The 21890-nt window shown below is 42.0% G+C and carries 24 protein-coding genes and 1 pseudogene; 3 read left to right on the top strand and 22 right to left on the bottom strand.

Features of this window, described 5'->3' with window-relative positions:
- Positions 1 to 84: 84 nt before the first annotated feature.
- From Q0192_RS14020 to Q0192_RS13940, 17 genes are all read right to left on the bottom strand, one after another.
- The gene (locus Q0192_RS14020) at positions 85 to 984 is read right to left on the bottom strand and encodes an oxidoreductase (RefSeq protein WP_299290166.1); all 900 of its coding nucleotides are present in this window, start codon (positions 982 to 984) and stop codon (positions 85 to 87) included.
- A 78-nt stretch (positions 985 to 1062) separates the two neighbouring features.
- Positions 1063 to 1293: a helix-turn-helix transcriptional regulator gene (locus Q0192_RS14015; RefSeq protein WP_299290164.1), complete on the bottom strand. Its 231-nt coding sequence runs from the start codon at positions 1291 to 1293 to the stop codon at positions 1063 to 1065.
- Entirely contained in the window at positions 1266 to 1589 is a 324-nt protein-coding gene (locus Q0192_RS14010) for a hypothetical protein (RefSeq protein ID WP_299290162.1), read from the bottom strand. Before Q0192_RS14010 ends, Q0192_RS14015 begins: the two co-directional genes overlap by 28 nt.
- 249 nt (positions 1590 to 1838) lie before the next feature.
- Positions 1839 to 3107 (bottom strand): glucose-1-phosphate adenylyltransferase, encoded by a 1269-nt coding sequence (locus Q0192_RS14005; RefSeq protein WP_299290160.1) that lies wholly within the window; start codon positions 3105 to 3107, stop codon positions 1839 to 1841.
- Positions 3104 to 4528 carry a glycogen/starch synthase gene (locus tag Q0192_RS14000; RefSeq protein WP_299290158.1) on the bottom strand — a complete coding sequence of 475 codons (1425 nt, stop codon included), beginning with the start codon at positions 4526 to 4528 and terminating at the stop codon, positions 3104 to 3106. The genes Q0192_RS14005 and Q0192_RS14000 overlap by 4 nt, the downstream gene beginning before the upstream one ends.
- Positions 4529 to 4609: 81 nt before the next feature.
- Positions 4610 to 7426 (bottom strand): DNA polymerase I, encoded by a 2817-nt coding sequence (gene polA, locus Q0192_RS13995; RefSeq protein WP_299290156.1) that lies wholly within the window; start codon positions 7424 to 7426, stop codon positions 4610 to 4612.
- Between the two features lie 134 nt (positions 7427 to 7560).
- Positions 7561 to 8130 (bottom strand): DNA-3-methyladenine glycosylase I, encoded by a 570-nt coding sequence (locus Q0192_RS13990; protein ID WP_299290154.1) that lies wholly within the window; start codon positions 8128 to 8130, stop codon positions 7561 to 7563.
- A 50-nt stretch (positions 8131 to 8180) separates the two neighbouring features.
- Positions 8181 to 8477, bottom strand: a complete 297-nt coding sequence (locus Q0192_RS13985) for a hypothetical protein (protein WP_299290152.1) — start codon at positions 8475 to 8477, stop codon at positions 8181 to 8183.
- A 118-nt stretch (positions 8478 to 8595) separates the two neighbouring features.
- Positions 8596 to 8937, bottom strand: a complete 342-nt coding sequence (locus tag Q0192_RS13980) for a carboxymuconolactone decarboxylase family protein (protein ID WP_299290150.1) — start codon at positions 8935 to 8937, stop codon at positions 8596 to 8598.
- Positions 8938 to 8971: 34 nt separating this feature from the next.
- On the bottom strand, positions 8972 to 9307 hold the full coding sequence (locus tag Q0192_RS13975) for an MGMT family protein (protein ID WP_299290148.1): 336 nt from the start codon (positions 9305 to 9307) through the stop codon (positions 8972 to 8974).
- Between the two features lie 8 nt (positions 9308 to 9315).
- A complete protein-coding gene (trmB, locus tag Q0192_RS13970; protein ID WP_299290146.1) occupies positions 9316 to 9966 on the bottom strand; it encodes a tRNA (guanosine(46)-N7)-methyltransferase TrmB in 651 nt (216 codons plus the stop codon).
- Positions 9967 to 10101: 135 nt separating this feature from the next.
- Positions 10102 to 10623: a hypothetical protein gene (locus Q0192_RS13965; protein ID WP_299290144.1), complete on the bottom strand. Its 522-nt coding sequence runs from the start codon at positions 10621 to 10623 to the stop codon at positions 10102 to 10104.
- Positions 10620 to 10970, bottom strand: coding sequence for a phage holin family protein (locus Q0192_RS13960; protein WP_299290142.1), 351 nt, complete (start codon positions 10968 to 10970; stop codon positions 10620 to 10622). Before Q0192_RS13960 ends, Q0192_RS13965 begins: the two co-directional genes overlap by 4 nt.
- Before the next feature lie 300 nt (positions 10971 to 11270).
- Positions 11271 to 12422 (bottom strand): thrombospondin type 3 repeat-containing protein, encoded by a 1152-nt coding sequence (locus Q0192_RS13955; RefSeq protein ID WP_299290140.1) that lies wholly within the window; start codon positions 12420 to 12422, stop codon positions 11271 to 11273.
- 112 nt (positions 12423 to 12534) lie between these two features.
- On the bottom strand, positions 12535 to 12741 hold the full coding sequence (locus Q0192_RS13950; RefSeq protein WP_299290138.1) for a hypothetical protein: 207 nt from the start codon (positions 12739 to 12741) through the stop codon (positions 12535 to 12537).
- A gap of 3 nt (positions 12742 to 12744) precedes the next feature.
- Complete coding sequence (locus tag Q0192_RS13945) at positions 12745 to 14178, bottom strand: sigma-54 dependent transcriptional regulator (RefSeq protein WP_299290136.1); 1434 nt, start codon at positions 14176 to 14178, stop codon at positions 12745 to 12747.
- Between the two features lie 151 nt (positions 14179 to 14329).
- Positions 14330 to 14938, bottom strand: a complete 609-nt coding sequence (locus Q0192_RS13940; protein ID WP_299290134.1) for an outer membrane beta-barrel protein — start codon at positions 14936 to 14938, stop codon at positions 14330 to 14332.
- Positions 14939 to 15191: 253 nt separating this feature from the next.
- On the opposite strand from Q0192_RS13940, the gene Q0192_RS13935 reads away from it, so the two are divergent.
- A complete protein-coding gene (locus tag Q0192_RS13935; protein ID WP_299290132.1) occupies positions 15192 to 16859 on the top strand; it encodes a glutamine--tRNA ligase/YqeY domain fusion protein in 1668 nt (555 codons plus the stop codon).
- Between the two features lie 30 nt (positions 16860 to 16889).
- Here Q0192_RS13935 and Q0192_RS13930 read toward each other — a convergent pair whose 3' ends face one another.
- The 5 genes from Q0192_RS13930 to gltX all read right to left on the bottom strand — a co-directional run bounded on the left by Q0192_RS13930 (position 16890) and on the right by gltX (position 20165).
- Positions 16890 to 17075 (bottom strand): hypothetical protein, encoded by a 186-nt coding sequence (locus Q0192_RS13930; protein WP_299290130.1) that lies wholly within the window; start codon positions 17073 to 17075, stop codon positions 16890 to 16892.
- Positions 17076 to 17176: 101 nt separating this feature from the next.
- Entirely contained in the window at positions 17177 to 17470 is a 294-nt protein-coding gene (locus tag Q0192_RS13925; RefSeq protein WP_299290128.1) for a type II toxin-antitoxin system RelE/ParE family toxin, read from the bottom strand.
- The gene (locus Q0192_RS13920) at positions 17455 to 17691 is read right to left on the bottom strand and encodes a hypothetical protein (RefSeq protein WP_299290126.1); all 237 of its coding nucleotides are present in this window, start codon (positions 17689 to 17691) and stop codon (positions 17455 to 17457) included. Before Q0192_RS13920 ends, Q0192_RS13925 begins: the two co-directional genes overlap by 16 nt.
- 58 nt (positions 17692 to 17749) lie before the next feature.
- On the bottom strand, positions 17750 to 18583 hold the full coding sequence (locus Q0192_RS13915; protein WP_299290124.1) for an N-acetylmuramoyl-L-alanine amidase: 834 nt from the start codon (positions 18581 to 18583) through the stop codon (positions 17750 to 17752).
- 58 nt (positions 18584 to 18641) lie between these two features.
- Complete coding sequence (gene gltX, locus Q0192_RS13910; protein ID WP_299290122.1) at positions 18642 to 20165, bottom strand: glutamate--tRNA ligase; 1524 nt, start codon at positions 20163 to 20165, stop codon at positions 18642 to 18644.
- 311 nt (positions 20166 to 20476) lie between these two features.
- Between gltX and Q0192_RS13905 the strand changes: the two genes are divergently transcribed.
- Positions 20477 to 21703: an ATP-binding protein gene (locus tag Q0192_RS13905; protein WP_299290186.1), complete on the top strand. Its 1227-nt coding sequence runs from the start codon at positions 20477 to 20479 to the stop codon at positions 21701 to 21703.
- A pseudogene (locus Q0192_RS13900) lies at positions 21700 to 21890 on the top strand (DinB family protein); the annotation flags it as partial. The gene Q0192_RS13905 and the pseudogene Q0192_RS13900, both read left to right, overlap by 4 nt.

Here is a 21890-nt window from a genome sequence, read left to right as displayed (position 1 = left end):
TAAATTCACAACCTGTTGAAACCTATGCTTCTTTTATCGCTATAAAATTAGGCACCAATTTTTATAGGGTAAAAGAAGTATTTGTTATAAAGGATAATAAACTCCTGTAACCTGTTCTGCCAAACCCCAAAGTTTTTTGGCCACTGTTTCGTCCAATGCATTTTCCTGAATGGTTGCCAATGTTGGATACCCTCTGTATCCGCCTTCGTCAGGCTCATACATATTTCCTCCGCTGGCTTCGTTTGATACAGCTGCATATAATGATGACAACGCGCCTTGCCACGGCTCCATAAATTCACCAAGACGCTCAACCCCTGCTGCAATTGCTGCTTCGCTTAGATATCGTGTCAACTCAGTTTTGTTTGCTCCGGGTTGTGCCGCAATGGAAAGTACTTTAACTCCTTTAGCCACAATTCTGCGTTGCAGCTCAACTGAAAATATTAGGTTCGCCAATTTGCTCTGTCTATATTCCCGAATAGCATCATAACCTGTTTCTGATTTTAAATTGTCAAAATCAATTACCGAACCTTGGTAACCATTGCTGCTAAATGTTATAATTCGTGAATTAGAAGTTTCTTTAAGCAAAGGATATAAACGGCCGGTAAGCGCAAAATGCCCTAAAAAATTTACCCCAAATTGCAGTTCATAACCTTGTGCTGTTTTTGATGCGGGTGGCATCGCTACACCAGCATTATTGATTAGCACATCAAGTTGTTTGTGTTTTTGAAGAAAGGTATCTGCAAATTGTTTAACAGAACTTAAATTTGATAAATCCAGAACACCAGTTTCAAGTGTGCCTTTTCCATTTGGCTCATATAATTTAATAAGGGCATCTTCTGCGTTTTTCAAATTTCTACAGGCAAGCACTACATGCGCACCAGCTCCATATAACGCAAGTGCCGTTTCAAAACCAAGGCCAGTATTGGCACCAGTTATTAATATAGTTTTACCGGTTTGATCGGGAATATTCTCTTTTGTCCACATGGTAATTAAATTTACAGGACAAAGGTTATTATTTAATCAGAAGCGAGGATACCAAAACGAAAGCAAAAACTACAAAAATCAATCATTGTTTAATTGCCTATATTTTGTTGCGGTAATTTTTGCCCTGCTTTTAAAGAAGCCGGAAAAATGATTAGGCTCTTCAAAACCAAAGCTAAAAGCGATTTCAGCAATAGTCCAATTGGTGTTTTTTAATAATACTTTGGCTTCCTGCAAAATCCGGTCATTAATTAGTTGCGAAGTTGTTTGTCCGGTTATTTCCTTTAACGCTTTGTTGAGATGGAAATGCACATATAACCGGTTTGTTTTTCACTAATCGTGTCCCAAAAATAAGGAATTGTAGGATTGGTAAACACGAGCGCGCTTCCGTTTACTTCTATAATTTTATCGGCATAATGTATTTTACTGTGGCCGGTAATCAGGGTAACCTTAAAAAAACTGCGCCGACTGTAAGTTGCTTTTCTATGTTTAGGCAAAAGCATATCTTCAATTTTAAAAATATTAAAATGGCCGATTTCGTTTTTATCAGATACGGAAACTTTGTTAATCGTTTTATAAAATGTTTGAAGTTCAACTATTGTAGGCATGTTTAAAGGTACAAAAATCAAATAGTTTAAATTAGCTTTGCGCTTATTGATAAACTATTTCAACAAAAAAGAGGTATCCTTTTGGGAAACCTCTTTTTGTTGAAGAATTTAGATTGTTAATGCTTCTTTTACCCTATAAAAATTGGTGACTTAACCAGCTTAAACAAAACCAAAAGCCAGGTACTTGGCAATTTTTATAGGGTAAAAGAAGCATGGAAACCTTAACAGGTAAAAAAATTAAACTTCTTTTTATATAATTGTTCCGCTTGGGATAACGGCATTCTTTTTCACCACAATAATCCCTTCTGTAACCGTATAAGTTCCGAAATCGCCGTCTTCCAGATGGCTGCCGCCGTTAATCTTTACATCATTACCAATGTAGCAGTTTTTATCCAAAATGGCATTGTTGATGTAGCAACGTTCCCCAATGCCCATAATTGGTTTGTTTTCTTCTTTGTACTTGGCTATTTGTTCCAGCGTTTGATAATAATCATTGCCCATTACATACGTGTTGATGATGGTGGAACCAACGCCAATGCGCGTACGGATACCAATTACCGAGCGGGAAATATGCGCGGCATGGATGATACAACCATCCGAAATCATAGAATTGTGCAATGATGTGCCGGATAATTTGGAAGGCGGCAACATCCTTGCACGCGAGAAAATGCTTCTTTTATCAAATAAATTAAACTGCGGAATTTCATCTGTTAAACCTAAATTGGCATCAAAGAAAGAAGGGATGCTACCGATATCGGTCCAATAACCTTCGTACTGGTAACTTAAAATTTTATTGTTACCAATAGATTGCGGGATAATTTCTTTGCCAAAATCCGCACGGGTATTGCCTTCCAATAAATCGTACAGCGTTTTGCGGTTAAACATATAAATGCCCATCGAAGCCAAATAAATACGGCCTTGTGCCTGCATTTCTTCGCTCACTTCAGAATCCCAGCCCGGCAGCATGTCTTTTTTTGGTTTTTCGATAAAGGACGTGATCATCTGGTTTTCATCCGTTTTCAAAATACCAAAACCTGCCGAATCTGCTTCATTAACCGGAATGGTTGCAATAGAAATTTCTGCGCCTTTTGCTTCATGCTCATCAATCATCTTGCAAAAATCCATTTGGTACAACTGGTCGCCGGATAAAATCAACACATAATCAAATTCATGCGGTGCCAAATGGTGCAACGATTGGCGCACCGCATCCGCCGTTCCCTGGTACCAGGTGGTATTGTGCGGTGTTTGTTCGGCAGCCAAAATATCAACAAAAGAACTGCTGAAAACACTAAAATGGTAAGTGTTTTTGATGTGTTTGTTGAGCGAGGCCGAGTTAAACTGGGTTAGCACATAAATACGTTCAATACCCGAATTGATACAGTTGGAGATGGGAATATCTACCAAGCGGTATTTTCCGGCAATAGGAACAGCGGGCTTAGAGCGTGTAGCTGTTAAAGGGAACAGCCGGGAACCCTGGCCGCCGCCTAATACGATACAGATTACTTTAGAGGAAGTCATGATTTAGGTTTTAAACTGTGGTAGAGATGAATATATTCTTTGGCCGAACGCGCCCAGGAAAAATCCAGGGACATCGTTTGCGGATATAACAATTGTAAAGCCGCTGTGTTCTGAAAAAGTTCGATTGCTCTTTTTATACCGGTAAAAACAGCATCAACCGTAGCTGCTTCGCACCGGATACCGTAGCCGTCGGGTTCACTGATATCAATCACCGTATCTTTCAAGCCGCCTGTGCTATTCACCACCGGAATGGTAGCATAACGCAAAGCATAAAGCTGGTTTAAGCCGCAAGGCTCAACCCGCGAAGGCATCAAAATAAAATCGGCACCGGCATAAATACGGTGCGCCAATTCTTCGTTGTAACCAATGTAAGCGTTGTACCGGCCGGGGAATGCTTCTTTTAGGGCACTTAATTCATGCTCGGTTGCGGCTTCTCCGGAACCTAAAATCAAAACATTGACCGGGTTTTCTATATCTGCAAATATCTGCCTGAAAATTCCGGGCAATAAATCTGCACCTTTTTCTGCCACCAAACGGCCAATAAAAGTAAACAAAGGTTTATCCGGCGAAAAGCCAAATTGTCCGCACAGGAATGCTTTGTTGAATGCTTTTTTTAGAGCAACATTTTCAGTATCGTAATGAGTTACAATCATCGGATCGTTTTCGGGGTCCCAAACATCGTAATCAATACCGTTGATGATACCGGTTCCGTACGCTTTTTCCAGCTCAAACAAATATTCCAAACCATTAGAGTTGGAAGTGAGTTCCAGCAGATAACTTGGCGAAACCGTGGTAAAAGCATCCGCGCAACGTACTGCTGAAGCTAAGGGATTGATGCCGCCGTTCCAATCCAGCAAACCGGTTTTCCAGGGATCAACATCGGGTAAATAATTAAACTTTTCCCAGCCAAAAGCGCCATGATATTGCCCGTTATGAATGGTAAAAACCGTACGGATATTGGAAAGCGAAGTATAACGACTTGAATAATAAAGCAGAAAAGGCACCAATCCGGTTTGATGGTCGTGGCAATGGATGACATCGACCTGTTCGCCCGACCAAAGCATCCAATCCAAAAATGCCAGTTGAAAAGCGGTAAAACGTTCTACATCATCATCATAACCGTAAACTTCCGTCCGGTCCAGCAAACCGGGAATTTTTAGAATGTACAAATCGAACCCCAGTTTTTTGGTTTTTTCTTTCAGGATTTCAAAGTAAAACGGCCGGTCGCCCATCAAACTTGTTGCCCTAAAAACAGTATCAAAAGCGTTTTCCTGCACAAACTTGCGCTCGTAAAAAGGCATCACCACCATCGCTTCCACGCCCAACTGATTGAGGTATTTTGGCAACGCGCCAGCCACATCGCCCAAACCGCCAATTTTAGCAACAGGATAACATTCTGCGCTTAAATGAATTACTTTCATGCTCTGTAAGGTTTAAAATTGGTGGCTCAATGTAGCAATTATTTTAGTGGAAGATGTGATTTAAGAAATAAGTTTTCGTTATCAATGCGCTTCCAGCCAGTTGCTGCCCACGCCTGTTTCTACCACAATCGGGATGTTGGTTTTAAAGGCGTTTTGCATCAGTTCTTTTACCAAAGGCATCACCGTTTCCACTTCTGTTTTGGGCACGTCAAACACCAACTCGTCATGCACCTGCATCGTCATTTTGGTATCCAACTTTTGTTTGATGAGTTCGTTGTGAATATTGATCATCGCAATCTTAATCATATCCGCCGCCGAACCTTGGATGGGTGCATTGATTGCATTTCGTTCGGCATAACCACGAACCGTTGGATTGGCCGAATTGATATCGCGCAAATACCGGCGTCGGCCCATCAAAGTTTCTACATATCCGTTTGCGCGGGCAAAGTCCAGCGTGTCGCTCATGTAACTTTTGATGCCCGAATATTGGTTAAAATATTGCTCGATAATTTCGGTGGCTTCCTTGCGGGAAATGCCCAAACTTTGCGACAAACCAAAAGCCGATTGGCCGTAAATAATCCCAAAATTTACCGCTTTGGCGTTGCGGCGTTCGGTGGAGGTTACTTCTTCAATCGTTCGGCCGTAAACTTTTGCCGCCGTTGCGGTATGAATATCAATGCCTTTAAAAAAAGCATCCATCATGTTTTCATCTTTGCTGATCTCGGCAATTAAACGCAATTCGATCTGCGAATAATCGGCAGAAAGCAAAACATGGTCTTCGTCTCTCGGTTCAAAAGCTTTCCGCACTTCGCGGCCGCGTTCCGTCCGGATTGGGATGTTTTGCAAGTTTGGATTGTTAGAACTTAACCTTCCCGTTGCTGCAACTGCCTGGTTATAAGAAGTATGCACGCGCCCGGTTTTTGGGTTGATCATCAGTGGCAAAGCATCTACATAAGTAGATTTTAGTTTTAACAACTGCCGGAAATCCAGAATATCGCGCACAATATCACTTTTATTTGCCAGTAAAAGAAGCACGTCTTCGCCGGTTTGATACTGGCCGGTTTTGGTTTTCTTGGCTTTTGGATCGAGCATCAACTTTTCAAACAAAACCTCGCCCAACTGTTTTGGCGATGAAATATTGAACTTGAGGCCGGCCTTTTCATAAACCGTTTTTTCCAATTGCGCCAAATCGTTTTCCAAATGCGCGGAAGATTCGTTCAGCGTTTGCCGGTTAATTTTCACGCCTTCAAACTCCATTTCGGCCAGCACATAAATCAGCGGATATTCCAAGTCGTGCGCCAGTCTTTCCGCTTTAACCGATTTCAAAACCGGTTCAAATGCTTCTTTTAGCTGCAAAGTTATGTCGGCATCTTCGGCAGCGTATTCTTTGATTTTTTCGATCTCCACATCGCGCATTGTTCCCTGGTTTTTTCCTTTAGAGCCGATCAAAGAAGTGATGGAAACCGGCGAATAACCAAGATAGTTTTCGGCCAGCAAATCCATGTTGTGGCGCGTATCTGGATCAATGAGATAATGCGCCATCATTGTATCAAACAAAGCGCCTTGTAAGTTCACGCCGTACCATTTCAAAACCAAAATATCAAATTTGAGGTTTTGGCCGATCTTCATAATCTGATCGTTTTCCAAAACCGCTTTAAATTCATCAACAATTTTTTGTGTTTCGATTTGATCCGCAGGAACCGGAACGTAATAACCTTGACTGATTTTTACAGAAAAAGACAAACCGACCAGTTCGCATTGGTTTGCATCCGTTCCGGTTGTTTCTGTATCGAAGCAAAAAGAAGTTTGGCCGGAAAGTAAATCAATCAATTCCTTTCGCTTCTCCGGCGTGTCCATCAAAAAATATTGATGTTCGGTATTCTCAATATTTTTGCTGACGACCATTGGTTCCGGCATTTCTGCTGCCACTGATTTTTGTATGGTAAAAGAAGCATTGCCGTTTTCTGCGGGAATGCTGAACAAATCAGCCTGAACGCCAACAGCAGAACGTGCTTCGTTTACCGAAAAATCTTCGCCAAAAACTCTTCGGCCAATCGTCCTGAATTCCAGTTCGGCAAAAAGCGGTTCTAACAATTCCCGGCTTGGCGCGCCAACCAGCAAAGCATCTTCGTCCAGTTCTACTGGCGCATTCAGTAGAATGGTGGCTAATTTTTTGGAAATCAAGCCTTGATCGGCAAACTTCTCTACGTTTTCACGCATTTTTCCTTTCAACTGATCGGCGTTTTTAATTACTTCTTCCACTGAACCAAACTGTTTAATCAGCAGTTTCGCCGTTTTCTCGCCGATTCCCGGAATGCCCGGAATGTTGTCTACCGCATCTCCCCACAAACCTAAAATATCTATGACTTGCTCCGGCGTTTGCACTTCCCATTTTTCCAATACTTCTTTTACCCCTAAAATTTCCATGTCGTTGCCCATGCGCGCAGGTTTGTAAACGAAGATGTTTTCGGAAACCAACTGACAAAAATCTTTGTCCGGCGTCATGCAGAAAACGGTGTAGCCTTTTTGTTCGGCTTTTTTGGCCAAGGTGCCAATCACGTCGTCCGCTTCAAAACCATCCGAAGTAATCAACGGAATATTAAAGCCTTCTACCAAACGAAAAACGTAAGGCAAAGCCAGCGACAAATCTTCGGGCATGGCTTGCCGGTGCGCTTTGTAGGCCACAAAATCGGTATGGCGTTCGGTTGGCGCATCGGTATCAAAAACAACAGCCAAATGCGTTGGCGCTTCTTTTTTTAAAATTTCCATCAGCGTATTGGCAAAACCCATTACGGCCGAAGTGTTGATGCCGCCGGAAGTGAAACGCGGGTTTTTGCTGAGGGCGAAATGGGCGCGGTAAATAAGCGCCATGCCATCCAGAAGGAATAATTTTTTCATGGAAGATAAAGATTGCACAGATGTATTTCAATTTTAGTTTGATTACACCGATTTTAATTTGATTTCACCGATGTAATGGATTACACTGATTAATGCAATTTTAAGGATTTGGATTGATTAGGCGATGCGTAAAATCAGAATCTGAAACTACAATTTACAGCGTGGTCGTTTACCATGCCGGTTGCCTGCATGTGCGCATAACAAATGGTGGAACCAAAGAATTTAAAGCCGCGTTTTTTTAGGTCTTTGCTGATGGCATCAGAAATTTCAGTTGTAATGATTGGTTCGCTATAAAGTTCTTTTTGGGTGATGATCGGTTTTCCTTCCGGCATAAAGCTGTACAGATAGCTGTCGAATGAGCCATACTGTTTTTGCACCTGTAAAAACAGTATGGCGTTGCTAATTGCCGCCTGGATTTTTAAACGGTTTCGGATGATGCCGGTATTTTGCATTAACCGTTCTACAACAGCTTCGGTAAAAGCGGCTACTTTTTCGGCATCGAAGTTGGCAAAAGCTTTTCGGTAATTTTCTCTTTTACGAAGAATTGTGAGCCAGCTTAAACCAGCTTGTGCGGATTCGAGCACCAAAAATTCAAACAGGATTTTATCGTCGTGCACCTCTTTTCCCCATTCTTCGTCGTGGTATTTGATGTATAATGGATCGTTTCCGCACCAGGAACAACGGGTAATTTTGTTTTCTTCCATTGTTAAAAATTAAAAATGCCGCCTAATTTAAGCAGCATTTTTAATTTATACTATCGGGCTGGCCGCCAAGCGCCGCGAACCCAGGAATGGCCGCGCGAACCGTGGTTCCAGTAGCCGGGGCGGTAGCTGTAGTTTGGCCGCGGCCTGCTCCAATAACCAGGACGGGCAACATAACGGCCACTGTTCCAGTAATATTCCGGCCCGATCCAGATTGCGCCGGCATAAGGAGGCGCGGGGCGGGTATAAACATAAGGTGCAGGACGTTCGGCTACGTAATAACTGCCACCGCAGGATGCCAGCAGCAAGGTTAAGGTTGATGCCAGCAGGAATAATTTTATCGTTTTCATAGTTCCAAATTTTGGAAATTATGACCGGCGGAAAATCTCAGCGTTTAATATGTAACAGTTATTTTGCTTCTTTTATCAGCTCAAAACCGGCAACGGGCAACCCACAACCGGCAACCGATTATCCGTTCAGTTCGTCCCAATATTCTACGGCGCGGCGGTAATGCGGGATCACGATCGAGCCGCCAACCAAATTGGCAATCATAAAAACTTCGTTGATTTCATCCTGGTTAATGCCTTCATCGCGGCACTTCTCTAAATGGTATTTGATGCAATCATCGCAACGCAAAACCATCGAAGCCACCAAACCCAGCATTTCTTTGGTTTTTACATCCAAAGCACCGGCGGCATAAGTGGTGGTATCCAAGGCAAAAAAGCGCTTGATATTGGTGTTCGAGGTTTCCATAATCCGGCTGTTCATCCGGCTGCGGTATTCGTTAAAATCGTTTGTTAAATTTCCCATGTTTGTTGTTTTTATGCAGATGCTTCTTTTATGCCTATAAATTTAGTGCCTCGGCCGGGTTCCAAAATACCTGTTTAAAGTTTTTGATCTGGTCGTGTTCTACCTCAATCCCTTCGTTTTCCAACAGTTGCTGCATCAAATGCGGACTGCCAAAATGCTGTTTTCCGGTCAGCAATCCCGTTCTGTTTACTACGCGATGCGCCGGAACAGGCGGAAAAACACGCAACGAAGCTCCCATGGCATAACCAACCATCCTGGATGATCCTTTTGTCCCCAAAAATTCAGCAATGGCGCCGTAACTGGTTACACGCCCAACGGGAATTTGGCGGACAACCCAATAAACACGCTCGTAAAAACTATCGTTTTCCATCGTTCAATTTAATCAAAAGAAAACTTGAGGTAGTTGATGTTTTTGTTGTTTTTGAGGTATTTTTTTTCGTAGTAAGTTTTGATGGACAGGATTTCATCCGCGTACTCTGATTCATACAAATTATCCGTGGCAATGTGCAGCTTCAAATGGTGTTCTTCAATTTTGGCTAAAGTATAAGCGTACAAATTATCGTCGTCTGTTTTAAGATGGACGAAGCCGCCGGGCTGTAAAATATTTCGATAATTAACTAAGAAACGGGAAGAAGTCAACCGCTTTTTTTCGCGGCTGACTTGCGGTTGTGGGTCAGGAAACGTAATCCAGATTTCCGAAACTTCTTCCGGTTCAAAATAAGCTTCGATGTTTTCAATCTGGATCCTTAAAAAAGCCACGTTGGTTACGGCTTCTTCCAAAGCTGTTTTTGCGCCGCGCCAAATGCGGTTTCCTTTATAATCAATGCCGATAAAATTTTTTTCAGGAAAAAGGCGTGCCATTTCTACCGTATATTCCCCTTTGCCGCAGGCCAGCTCTAAAACCAAAGGATGCTTGTTCTCAAATTGCTGCGGATGCCATTGGCCTTTACGTACGTGGCCTTCTTCTAACTGTAAAACGTTTTCGAAAGCTGAAATTTCTGCAAAGCGTTTTAATTTATCTTTTCCCAAACCAAAAATATTTAAGCGGTAAAAATAGCTTTAGCAGGCAATTATTGAAAACCTAAATTTTATACTTGGAAAAAACGCTGAAATAAAAAAAGCAGGCTTGCTTAAAACCTGCTTTTGAATTAATTGAAATCGAAATCAATCTATCTTTTTAACCACAATCGGCGTGTTTATCCTTACCGGCGTTGTTGCTTTGATGCTCTTTTTAGCAGGCAAAAGTTTGGCTATGAAATTTTCGATTGTTTTCGTTTTTGACTTAACTGTATCCGGGACTTTTACATCGGCAACCATCGTTTTGATCTTGTCCCAACCAGTATTTACCGAATCCTGGTTGATGTATTCAGATGCTTTTTTGGATAAGAAAGTAACGATAGAACGTGTAATAAAGCCTGATTCTTTAAACAGCGTTTTGTTTAAAGTGAGCGGCAGCAAAAAGCGGGATACAGTTGCAATCAAATCCTGGTTTAAAATACCGTTAAGTTGCGTGCCCTTTCCGCTATGGCCAGAAGAAGATTTCGGAATTACCGTAAGCAAAGTTTTATAAATAGTTGAAGGGCTGCTGAAACGTTGTTTGATCGCGACTTCCTGTTGTACGCTCAACGTTTCTAACCGTACAATTTCATTTCTTAAATCGTGGATCGTTTTAATTGGTACAATCATTTGCTGTTGTCTTTAAAAAATTTTGAAATAAAAAACCCAATAAGCGGCGCCTCAATATACTTGGCTTTCAACACCAAAACCAAAACGGCCAGTATAATAAAAATCAGGGTAACAATACCAAAACCCGCCCAATAAGAACCAATTAATGATCCTAACGCAAGCGCCAGTGTGATGGTTGCAAACATCAGGATGAACAAACCAAGTACGGCAATAATGGCATAAGCGATAACGCTGCTGGCAATTGTAGTGGTCTTGTCAATGGCTATATATTTATACAGCTTGATCTTGGTTTCTACGTATTCTTTTATTTGCTCGATAATTGGAGGGTTAGTTTTGTTCTGTTCCATGGGATATTCGGTTTTTATTAGCAATAATAATATTCAAAAGACAAATCAAAAAATTAAGGCAGGTTATTTATACTGCAAGTACTTTGTTTTCAGTATAATTTATTTCCCTATGTTTTGTCTTTACAAAATAGCTAACTATTAACCGATTGATAATGTTTGACGTAATTTTTAAATACTGCAACCTATGGCAAAAAGTAGAACAGGGACAAGTAGAACTAAAGTAAATAAACGCTAAAAATTTAGAGCATAAAAAAAGCTTCGGGCATTTGCCTGAAGCTTTTTTAAGTTTAAAAGAAAACCTTATTTTTTAGTGGTAGATTTTCTTTTAGTGGTAGTATGATGTGTAGTAGTGTGGTGTTTTTTAGTAGTATGGTGTTTTTTGTGTGTTTTTCTAACAACCGGAGCCGGTGGCGGCGGCGGAGCAGGAGCTTCTACAACTGGCGGAGGGGTTGGCATTTTAATTTCACAACCACCACCATCAACTACAGTACCTGCAGGTGTGTTAGGGCATTTATCTAAATCATCACGAACACCGTCGCCATCAGAATCTTTTTTCAGGTCAGAAACACCAGTTTCAACTTTGGTAACTTCGCCTTTTAAGCTGTCAACTGTAGCACGCAATGTAGGGTCTTTTAATTCATCGTACATTAAAGCAACAGGGTTAGCCCAGTCTAAATTTGGCTTAGATTTACCACCCAAACCAAATTCTAAGCCACCATAACCATAAGAGAATTTATCTTTGGTAGGGAAACCGCCTTTTGTACCGTCTAAGTTATCGCCATCAACAAACGTAGCCGTGTAGCCTAATTTTAAGGCAACTTTATCAGACAGCTTGAACTTTACACCGGCACCAATCGGGATTACCAATTCGTGAACGTATTTGTGTGTTCCGTCTCCAGCAATACCTTGGAAATCAACAACCTGGTTTGAGGCCAAAGTAACTTTAGGGGCATAACCTGCAAGACCGGCACCGGCAGAAACGAAGAAATTAACAGAGTTTTTACGACGGATAAAATTAATCGTAGCAACATTTACCACACCGCTTAAGGTAGCAGAGTAAGCTAATTTGGTGTCAAAAGCACGCGTGCCATATTTAACACCGCCAACAGCGTTTACGTTTGAACCGGAAAGTTTGCCGCCAACATAATCCAATTGCAGGCCAAATGAGTGGGCCAATTGTTTACGAAGGGAAGCACCGTAGCCAAAATTAAGTTCTTTGTTGGTGAAATCGTTAGAACCGAAAGGGATAAGCGGGGCCAAAACACCAGCATTGATGCCAATGTTCCAGGTAGTGTACTGGGATTGGCCGCCAAATATTTTTGGAGTAGGCGCCGTGCCCGACATGTCTGCCATTGGCCTTTTCCTGGCAGTTGAGTCTTGCCCGAAGGACTTAGCCGCCGGCAGGGACAACAAGCCGAGAGCTATTAGAGAGTAGAAATTTACTTTTTTCATCGTTGTTTTTTTGGTTGTGCAATATTGCTAATTATTTATTTGATTAACAACATTGCTGTGGATAGATAGTTGGTTGAAAATTAATTTATTTTTGAGGTTAACAAATGCCTGTTTAATTTGGTTTAGCCCGTTTGATAATGTGTTCTACTTGTTTACAGCAATTTATAATAATGTCTGTGTAGCAGGTAAAATCTTCGTTATTGTTGTCCGCCAGTTCGGCTTTGATGCCTTCTACTGCCAAGTAAATGTTGCCAAGCTGGTTCCTAATGTCGTGCTCTAAAACTCTTGCCGCCACCGTTGCCTCGTTTTCTGTGTTCATCGTTTAAGTTTTAAGGGTTTGCTGGCCGGCCGCATTCATTTTATTATACAAAGTTTTTCGGTCGATGTTTAAAATTTGTGCAGCTTTTGTTTTGTTGTAATTTACTTCTTTTAAAACCCGTAAAATGGTTTCGTATTCGGCTTCCATGGCCGCGTTTTTTAAATCGTTTTTAGGTGGGGCAATGGTTGCTTGCGGCGTTTCTGCCAATGCTTCGTTTACCGGTGTTTTTATATACTGGTTGTAAATTTCCAGCGGCAGCGTTTTTCCGGAGATTTCCTCGCCTTCGGTTAACAAAACTGCCCTTCTGATCACGTTCTTCAGTTCGCGGATATTTCCCGGCCAGGCATAATTGGTTAAAGCAGTGGTTGCTTCGGATGAAAAACGGCTGATATTTTTACCCAATTCCTGGCTTGTAATCTTAGCAAAATGCGTGGCAATCAGCATCATATCGTTTCCGCGGTTGCGCAAAGGCGGCATGTAGATGGCAAACTCGTTAAAGCGATGGTACAAATCTTCCCTAAAACGCCCTTTTTGTATCGCTTCGATCAGGTTTTCATTCGTGGCAACAATGATGCGCACATCCAAATCAATTTCTTTGGTGCTGCCAATACGTTTTACTTTTCTTTCCTGCACGGTTCGTAAAAGTGTGGCCTGGATTTCGTAAGAAAGGTTCCCGATCTCGTCTAAAAACAAAGTGCCGCCGTTGGCCATTTCAAAATGGCCGATCTTGGTGTTTAAAGCACCGGTAAATGATCCTTTTTCGTGGCCAAAAAACTCGCTTCCGGCCAGTTCTTTCGTCAACGATCCGCAATCCATCGCCACAAAAGGCTTGTTGCTGCGGTCGCTGTTTTGGTGGATGCTTTTGGCCACCGATTCTTTGCCCGTTCCGCTTTCCCCAAAAATGATGACACTGTAATTGGTTGGCGAAACCAAATTGATTTGCCGCGCCAGTTCTTTTGAAGCTTCGCTGGTCCCGGCCACCAATTCGTGGTTTCCCTGTTTTATGCCGATGCTTCTTTTATCGGTACTTTTTTCAGTATTCTGATAAATGTTTGTTGGTGCCGCGGCCAAAGCACTGTGGGTTTCGATCGCTTTATTAATGGTGTTGAGGATTTCATCGGGATAAAGCGGCTTCGTGATATAATCGTAAGCGCCCATTTTAATGAGTTCGACCGCCATTTTAATATCCGAATAACCGGTGATAATGATCACGCCCGTATCTGGATATTGCTGCTTGATTCTTTTCAAAACCTCGCGGCCGTCGGTATCTTCCAACCGAAAATCGCAAAGCACCAACGTAAATTCGTGGTTTTTTAACAGTTCTGCTGCTGCTGCACCACTTGCGGCAGTCATCACCTCAAAACCATTGCGGGTTAAAAACCTGGACAACAGGTTCGCTGTATTTATTTCGTCGTCTACAATCAGCAGCTTTTTCATAACCAGTTTTGCCGGATCAAATTACACAGTTGACCACAACCCGCTTTACGCTAACCTTGGGCAAAAGGTTCCGCAAGAAGTCCCGAAAAATTTAGGCATAAAAAAAGCTGCTTTGTATAAAGCAGCTTTTTAATCAAAAATTAAACGGGTGTTATTTTAAATCGAAAGCATAGGCAACGCGGATTCCGAAGAAGTTGTTGCTGCTGCCGTTGGTGTAAAATTTGGTGTTGCTTTCGTAACGGATACCGGCATCAATATAATTTTTGTTGCCCACCGGGAATAAAACACCAATTTGAGGCGCATAAGTAAAAGCGGCAGATTGGTCGGCGCCAATTTTGTTTTTATTGGCGATAAAAGAAGCACCGGCTTCACCTTGTACATAAAAATTTTCTACCGGAAAGTATTTCAAACCAACTTTTACAGGGATTAAATCAATGTTAGGAGCTTTAACCGTAGAAGGACCACCTAAAAGGCCAGTATTATAATTTTTCCCAAAAAAGTTGTTAAAACCGGCATTGGCAGTTACATCCAGTCCGGTAGCAATCGGGAAATCAGCCTGGATTGATCCGCCTAAATTCCAATTGTGCGTGTCGGACAAAGAACCAACCGGAAAACCTGCATCCGGGCCGATGCTTAAACGGATGGCTTGGTTGGTTCGGGTAGAAGACGCAGGTGTTGCAGTAGTGGTTTGTGCTTTTGCAGTAAAAGTTAAGCCGGCAAATGCCAGGGCTAAAACGGTGATTTTTGATAGATTTTTCATAGTGATATTTATTATGTGTTTGAACACGGGTCAAAGGTAAAACGGAATTTAAAATATTTTTTCATTTAAATGTCAGGATTAATCAAACGATTGATTAGCAGTTGAATAATTTTTGAAAAAAGTCAGGATGCTTCTTTTACCGACATAAAATTGGCGTTGGTTTTTGAGGAAAACCTAAAATTGAAATGCTTTGACGAGGCCAGTAAAATGCCGCTGCAAATTTTTTCTACTTTTGTAAAGCACAATCAGGAATATGAGCGAGAAAAAACCATTGAATTTTATAGAAGAAATTGTTGAAGAAGATATCCGCAATGGCAAAAACGGGGGCAAGGTTTTTACCCGTTTCCCGCCCGAGCCGAACGGTTATCTGCATATCGGCCACGCCAAATCCATCTGCTTAAACTTTGGTTTGGCGCAGCAATATGGTGGTCAAACTAATCTTCGCTTTGATGATACCAACCCTTCAACCGAAGAAACCGAATATGTAGACAGCATTAAAGCCGATGTAAAATGGCTGGGTTTTGCCTGGGCGAATGAACTGTACGCTTCTGATTATTTTGATTTGCTGTACGCTTTTGCTTTAAACCTCATTCAGCAAGGTTTGGCTTATGTGGATGACAGCACGCCTGAAGAAATTGCCGCCCAAAAAGGAACGCCAACCGAACCGGGAACACCAAACCAATTTCGCAGCCGAACGGTAGAAGAAAACCTAACGCTTTTTACCGAAATGCACGACGGAAAACATTCCGATGGCGCCAAAGTGCTGCGTGCAAAAGTTGATCTGGCTTCGCCCAATATGCACATGCGCGATCCACTGATGTACCGAATTAAACATGCGCAGCACCACCGTACCGGCAATAAATGGTGCATTTACCCGATGTATGATTTTGCGCACGGGCAAAGCGATTCCATAGAAAACATCACGCACTCGCTTTGTACATTGGAATTTATCCCGCATCGCGAACTGTATAATTGGTTTATAGAAAAACTGGACATTTTCCCTTCACAACAATATGAATTTGCACGTCTCAATATTACTTACACCGTAATGAGCAAGCGCAAATTGCTGCAATTGGTAAACGAAAAGCATGTCTCCGGTTGGGACGATCCGCGGATGCCAACTATCAGCGGTTTGCGCCGACGTGGCTATACGGCCGCCAGTATTCGTGATTTTTGCGATCGTATCGGCGTAGCCAAAAGGGAAAACCTGATCGAAGCCAGTTTGCTGGAGTTTTGCCTGCGCGAAGAATTGAACAAAACGGCCTGGCGACGAATGGCGGTTTTAGACCCGGTAAAAGTTGTGATTACCAATTATCCCGAAGGACAGGAAGAAATGCTGCACGGCGAAAACAACCCGGAAGCAGAAGGCGGCGATGGCGGGCGGGATTTGCCTTTTAGCCGTGAGCTTTACATCGAGCGCGAAGATTTTATGGAGAACGCGCCAAAAAAATTCTTCCGTTTAGGTCCAGGTTTGATGGTTCGTTTAAAAAGCGCTTACATTATTAAATGTGAGGATTTTGTAAAAGATGCCAGCGGAGAAATCACCGAAATCCATTGTAGCTACATCCCGGAAAGCAAAAGCGGACACGATACCAGCGGCATCACCGTAAAAGGAACCATCCATTGGGTAAGTGTGCCACATGCCAAAACTGCTGAAGTACGTTTGTATGATCGTTTGTTTACTGAAGAAGATATGGGCAACGCCGAAGGTGATTTTGAAGATTACATCAACCCGCAAAGTTTAATCACCACTACTGCTTTTATCGAGCAAGATTTGGCGCAGGCAGAAACCGGCCGCATTTATCAATTTATTAGAAAAGGTTATTTTTGTTTAGATCAAGATTCTACTTCGGATAAATTGGTTTTTAACAGAACGGTTACGTTGAAAGATACTTGGGCAAAGGAAGTGAGAAAAGGCTAATGCTGCTTTTATCGGGTAAAAATTGGTGCTTTACTCCTTTCTTTTCGCTTTAAACAAAACCACAAACTCGTTGATCAGCAACGAGGATAACGCGCCCATTACAAAAATGTATAAAAACTGGATCGTCCTGATGTTTTCGATTTTGGCTATGCGGTTGTAATTAACAATTGTAATCAGCAGTATTACTGCGATTACAATCCTTCTTGGATTTTTCATGATGATTCGAGGTTAGTTTAGGTTTGAAAGTTCTAACCAAATGTACAAAAAGCAATGCTTCTTTTACCGGGTAAAAATCATTGGTTTTAAAAAAGGAGCGGTTACAAATTTAAATCTTGTGGGTTTCTTCTGCTGTCCCAAATATGAAGTATTTCAATAGAGTCAGCAGTTTCAAGATAGAAAATTTGATAACTGTCTTTAACAAAAAACCGTTCTTCCCGGGCGTCCAACTGTCGGCCAAGTTTTGGAAATGCGGAAAGTATATTGATGACCTCTTTTAAAGAGTGGTCAAGTTTTCTGCTGTAATTTTTATTGCCGATTCTTTGAAACCAATAATCCAAAATAGCAATTCGGTCTGCAACTGCATGGGTTGACCACTTTATTCGTTTAGCCACTTTTCTACTAATTTGTCCGCCTGTTCATTGGTTAAAAATTGGCCTTGTTTGATTTGTTGTTTTGATTCTTCAATACGTTGGATCTGTTCTTTGGATAATTTAGGTTGATCTAAAGGCAAGTATTTTCGATCAAGAATTTGCTTAACTGCAAATAGAAAATCTTCATCGTTGATATTTTCAATGCTTTCATGCAGTAAAGTTTTTATGTTTTGTGCGCTCATGGCTTTTTCTGTCTAAGTTAACAAATGCTTGTATATTTACTTCTTGTATTGTCAATCCCTAAAACTTCTTTACCAAATTATTCAAAATCATCCTGCTCGAATCCGTAACCAATCTTGTACTATCCTGCGGCGTAAAATGACGTTTAAAAGCAACCAAAGCAGCAGTAGAATCACGCGTGTCGTAGCCAATTAAACGCATGGCTTGTACCGTATTGAAGTTTGTTGAAACAGAATCTAACTTTGCATCATACCAGTTGCCGAAACCATGATCGGCCAAAGTTTTCCAGGGAAAATATTTGTTCGGGTCGTTTTTACGAGTTGGCGCAATATCCGCGTGGCCGATAAAATTTGCTGTGGGAATATTGTATGTTTTTTTAAGCGTGGCCAGCAGCGCGAGCAAACTATTGATCTGCGCTTCGGGGAAAGGCACAAAGCCGTTGTTGTCCAGTTCAATTCCAATCGAATTGCTGTTGATATCCGTGTTGCCTCCCCATTTAGCGTTGCCGGCCTGCCAGGCACGCAGGTAATCGTTTAGTAAGTGGTAAACTTTGCCGTCTTTACCAATCACATAATGCGCGCTGACTTGCGATTTAGGCAGTGTAAATGTTTTTAACGTTTGCTCGGTTGAGTTTTGTGCGGTGTGGTGGATAATCACATAGTTAGGTTTCCGCAAGTTAAAATTGGTGGTTCCAACCCAGTTTGCTTTATCTGTTGGCGTTTCTCCCAAAGTTACCGGCGGAATTTGGGCGATAATTTTAGCATATTCCTTTGCCTGTTGCTTATAAGAACGGTTGGTGATGGCATAAGGATTGGTGGCGCAACCGGCCAGCAGCAAAGTTGCGGCAGTAAACAAAGACAGGTAAGTTAAAATTGGGGCAAAGTTATTTTTCATTGTAAAAGCAAAATAGGAAAATCATATAGGTAGTTGGGTAATTTTAATAATACTTCTTTTATCGCCCTAAAATTGATAACGCAAATTCAATCCGTTCAACAACTTCCTGGTTGTCCAACACTTCAGCAATATCAAATACCGCCGGGCCAAACTTGCCGCCAACTAAAATGATGCGGAAAGGCAGCATCACTTCGCCAATTTTAATTCCTTTTTCTGCGATCAAAGTTTTGAAAGTTGCTTCGATAGCAGCAGCTTCCCAGCTTTCAATTTCCTGTGTTTTTTGGATAAAAGCGATAAAGAAATCCGTTTTCGCAGCGTTCCATTTGGGTTGGATGCTTGGCCAATCAATCGTGCTTTCTGCTGGTTTTTGGAAGAAATAGGATGAATGTTCGTAAAAATCCGTTAACAGCGTGCAGCGGTCTTTTACCAAATCAATAATTTTTTTAAGTTGAGAATGGTTCTCGGCGAAAATATCATGGGCCCGCAAAACCGGGATTACAAGAGGTTCTAAATCAGTTGCAGATGTTTGCTTGATCCATTCATGGTTGAACCATTTGGCTTTCTCAAAATCAAACTGCGCGCCGGCTTTGCTAATCCGGTCTATCGAAAACTGCTCCACCAGTTCATCCAACGTAAAAATCTCCTGGTCGGTTCCGTTGTTCCAGCCTAAAAGTGCCAGTAAATTGACAAAAGCTTCCGGCAGGAAACCTAATTCGCGGAAACCTTGCGTTAAATCACCATTTTTCGGATCGGTCCAGTTCATGGCATAAACCGGGAAGCCTAAACGGTCGCCGTCGCGCTTGCTTAACTTGCCGTGTCCGTCGGGTTTTAAAATCAAAGGTAAATGTGCCCATTGCGGCATTTCATTCTTCCAGCCCAAATATTCCCACAAAAGCAAATGAACCGGTGCCGATGGCAGCCATTCTTCGCCACGAAAAGCATGGGTTATTTTCATTAAATAATCATCCACCACAACTGCCAAATGGTAGGTTGGCATTCCGTCCGCTTTTAAAAGCACTTTATCATCTACCGTACTGGTTTCAAAGTTTACCCTTCCGCGAATCATATCTGTAAAACCAATCGTTTCTTCCACCGGCATTTTGATGCGGATCACGTGCGGCGTTCCTGCTTCCAGCAATTCCTGTACTTCTTTTACCGGCAAAAAAACGGAGTTGCGCAATTCGTTTCGGTGCGTGTGGCCGTATTGAAAATTCGGGCTTTCGGTCCGTTTTTGCTCCAATTCTTCCGGCGTATCAAAAGCGTAATACGCATTTCCTTGTTCAACTAATTGCTCGGCGTACTGGCGGTACAACGCTTTCCGTTCGCTTTGGCGGTACGGGCCGTATTCGCCACCAGCATGCGGGCCTTCGTCCGGTGCAATGCCACACCAGTTTAAGCAATCCAAAATATAAGCTTCGGCACCTTCTACAAAGCGCGTTTGGTCGGTATCTTCAACCCGTAAAATAAAATCGCCGCCGTTTTGCCTGGCGAACAAATAGTTAAATAGAGCGGTGCGCACGCCGCCCAAATGCAGGCCACCGGTTGGGCTTGGCGCAAAACGGACTCTTACTTTAGCAGACATTGTATAAAATTTATTGGTAAAAACAGTATTTGTTTAGTGCCTGTTTAAAATTTATTGATCAAGGTTTCGATGCTTCTTTTATCACCTAAAAATCATCTATCAATTGGGTTTTGATTTGTTTAGGTTGATTTAAACACTAATTTTTATAGGGTAAAAGAAGCATTGGCATTTTTTCTTGTATAAATTTAAACGGGCCCTTAATTAAAGCAAAGATAAGTTTTAACCTTGTAGATTAAGGTTGAAGTACAAAAGCAAAGCCAAATATGAACGCAGAGGCAATATTACAGGGCAATTCCCGTATCCTGAAACGGATGAACCCTTATGAACACAAACGCCAGTGGAATTACCTGTTGCTGGTTTTTGCCGCCATTATTGCCAGCGGGTCTTTGTTTTACACCAGTTACCTGGTGAAAAACATTGCTAAATCTGAACATACGCGTGCCGAAATTTGGGCGAAAAGTATGCAACAGCAGTTGTCTTCGGATGACAATGACTTTTTAAACTATGTTTTTGCGGTCCGCGACAGCCTTTCCGTCCCGGCCATTATTACAGACGAAAAAGGCGATTTTATTTCTTCCAAAGGCTTAGATTCTACCAAAACTTTTATTGATACAAGGGAAAAAGGTAAAGTGCAAGGCAAACTTTCCGGGCCACAGTACGATCCGCAATATTTTAAAGACGAGCTGGAATCCATGAAATCGCAGCACGCGCCCATCAAGTTAGACATCAGCCAAAGCATGTTCGGCAACAATTACTGGCTGGTTTATTACAAAGATTCGATGTTGCTTACGCAGCTTAAAATTTTCCCGTACGTGCAGCTTTTGCTCATCGCGGTGTTTTTGCTGGTTGCTTACACTGGTTTTAACTCTTCCCGAAAATCCGAACAGAACCAGGTTTGGGTTGGCCTAGCCAAAGAAACGGCGCACCAGTTGGGCACACCAATTTCTTCGCTGATGGCTTGGATCGAGTTGCTGAAAGATAAGTTTAATGCCGAAAACGATCCGCTGCTGCTGGAAATGGACAACGATGTAAAACGGCTGGAAATTGTGGCCGACCGTTTCTCCAAAATCGGTTCAAAACCGGTTTTGGAAACGCATTCGGTTTATGCCGTGGTGAAAGATTACGTTGATTATTTTAAAGTGCGCGTTTCTAACAAAATCAGTTTTGAACTAACTGGAGATACACAATTAAAAGCTGGTTTAAATATTCCACTGTTTGATTGGGTACTCGAAAACCTGTTGAAAAACGCCGTAAATGCCATCGAAGGAACCGGACAGATTAAGGTTTTTATCCGCGGAAGCGTTTCTAAAAAATTGATTTATATTGATGTAAGCGATACCGGAAAAGGCATTCCACGTTCCAAGTTTCTCACTGTTTTTCGTCCGGGCTACACTACGCGCAAACGCGGCTGGGGCTTGGGCTTATCGTTGACGAAACGGATGATCGAAAATTATCACAACGGGCAGATCTTTGTCAAAGATTCTGAATTGGTCAAAGGCACCACGTTTCGTATTGTTTTAAAAAGGATGGACGCATGATAACCAAACCTCAGCCCGACGAGTACGCACCATTTTATAAAGGTTATGTGGAACAGGTTGGAGAAGATGATGTGCTGGAAAAGCTCATTTCCAACCGAAAAAAAACCTACTACTTCTTTTTGTCCATCCCCCCAGAGAAAGCAGGTTTTGCTTATGCCGAAGGAAAATGGTCGGTAAAAGAAGTATT

The organism is uncultured Mucilaginibacter sp. (genome assembly GCF_937859865.1).
In the GTDB taxonomy this organism is placed as follows: domain Bacteria; phylum Bacteroidota; class Bacteroidia; order Sphingobacteriales; family Sphingobacteriaceae; genus Mucilaginibacter_A.
The sequence above is the reverse complement of the archived record's forward strand: the minus strand, read 5'-3'. Positions and strand labels throughout refer to the sequence as shown.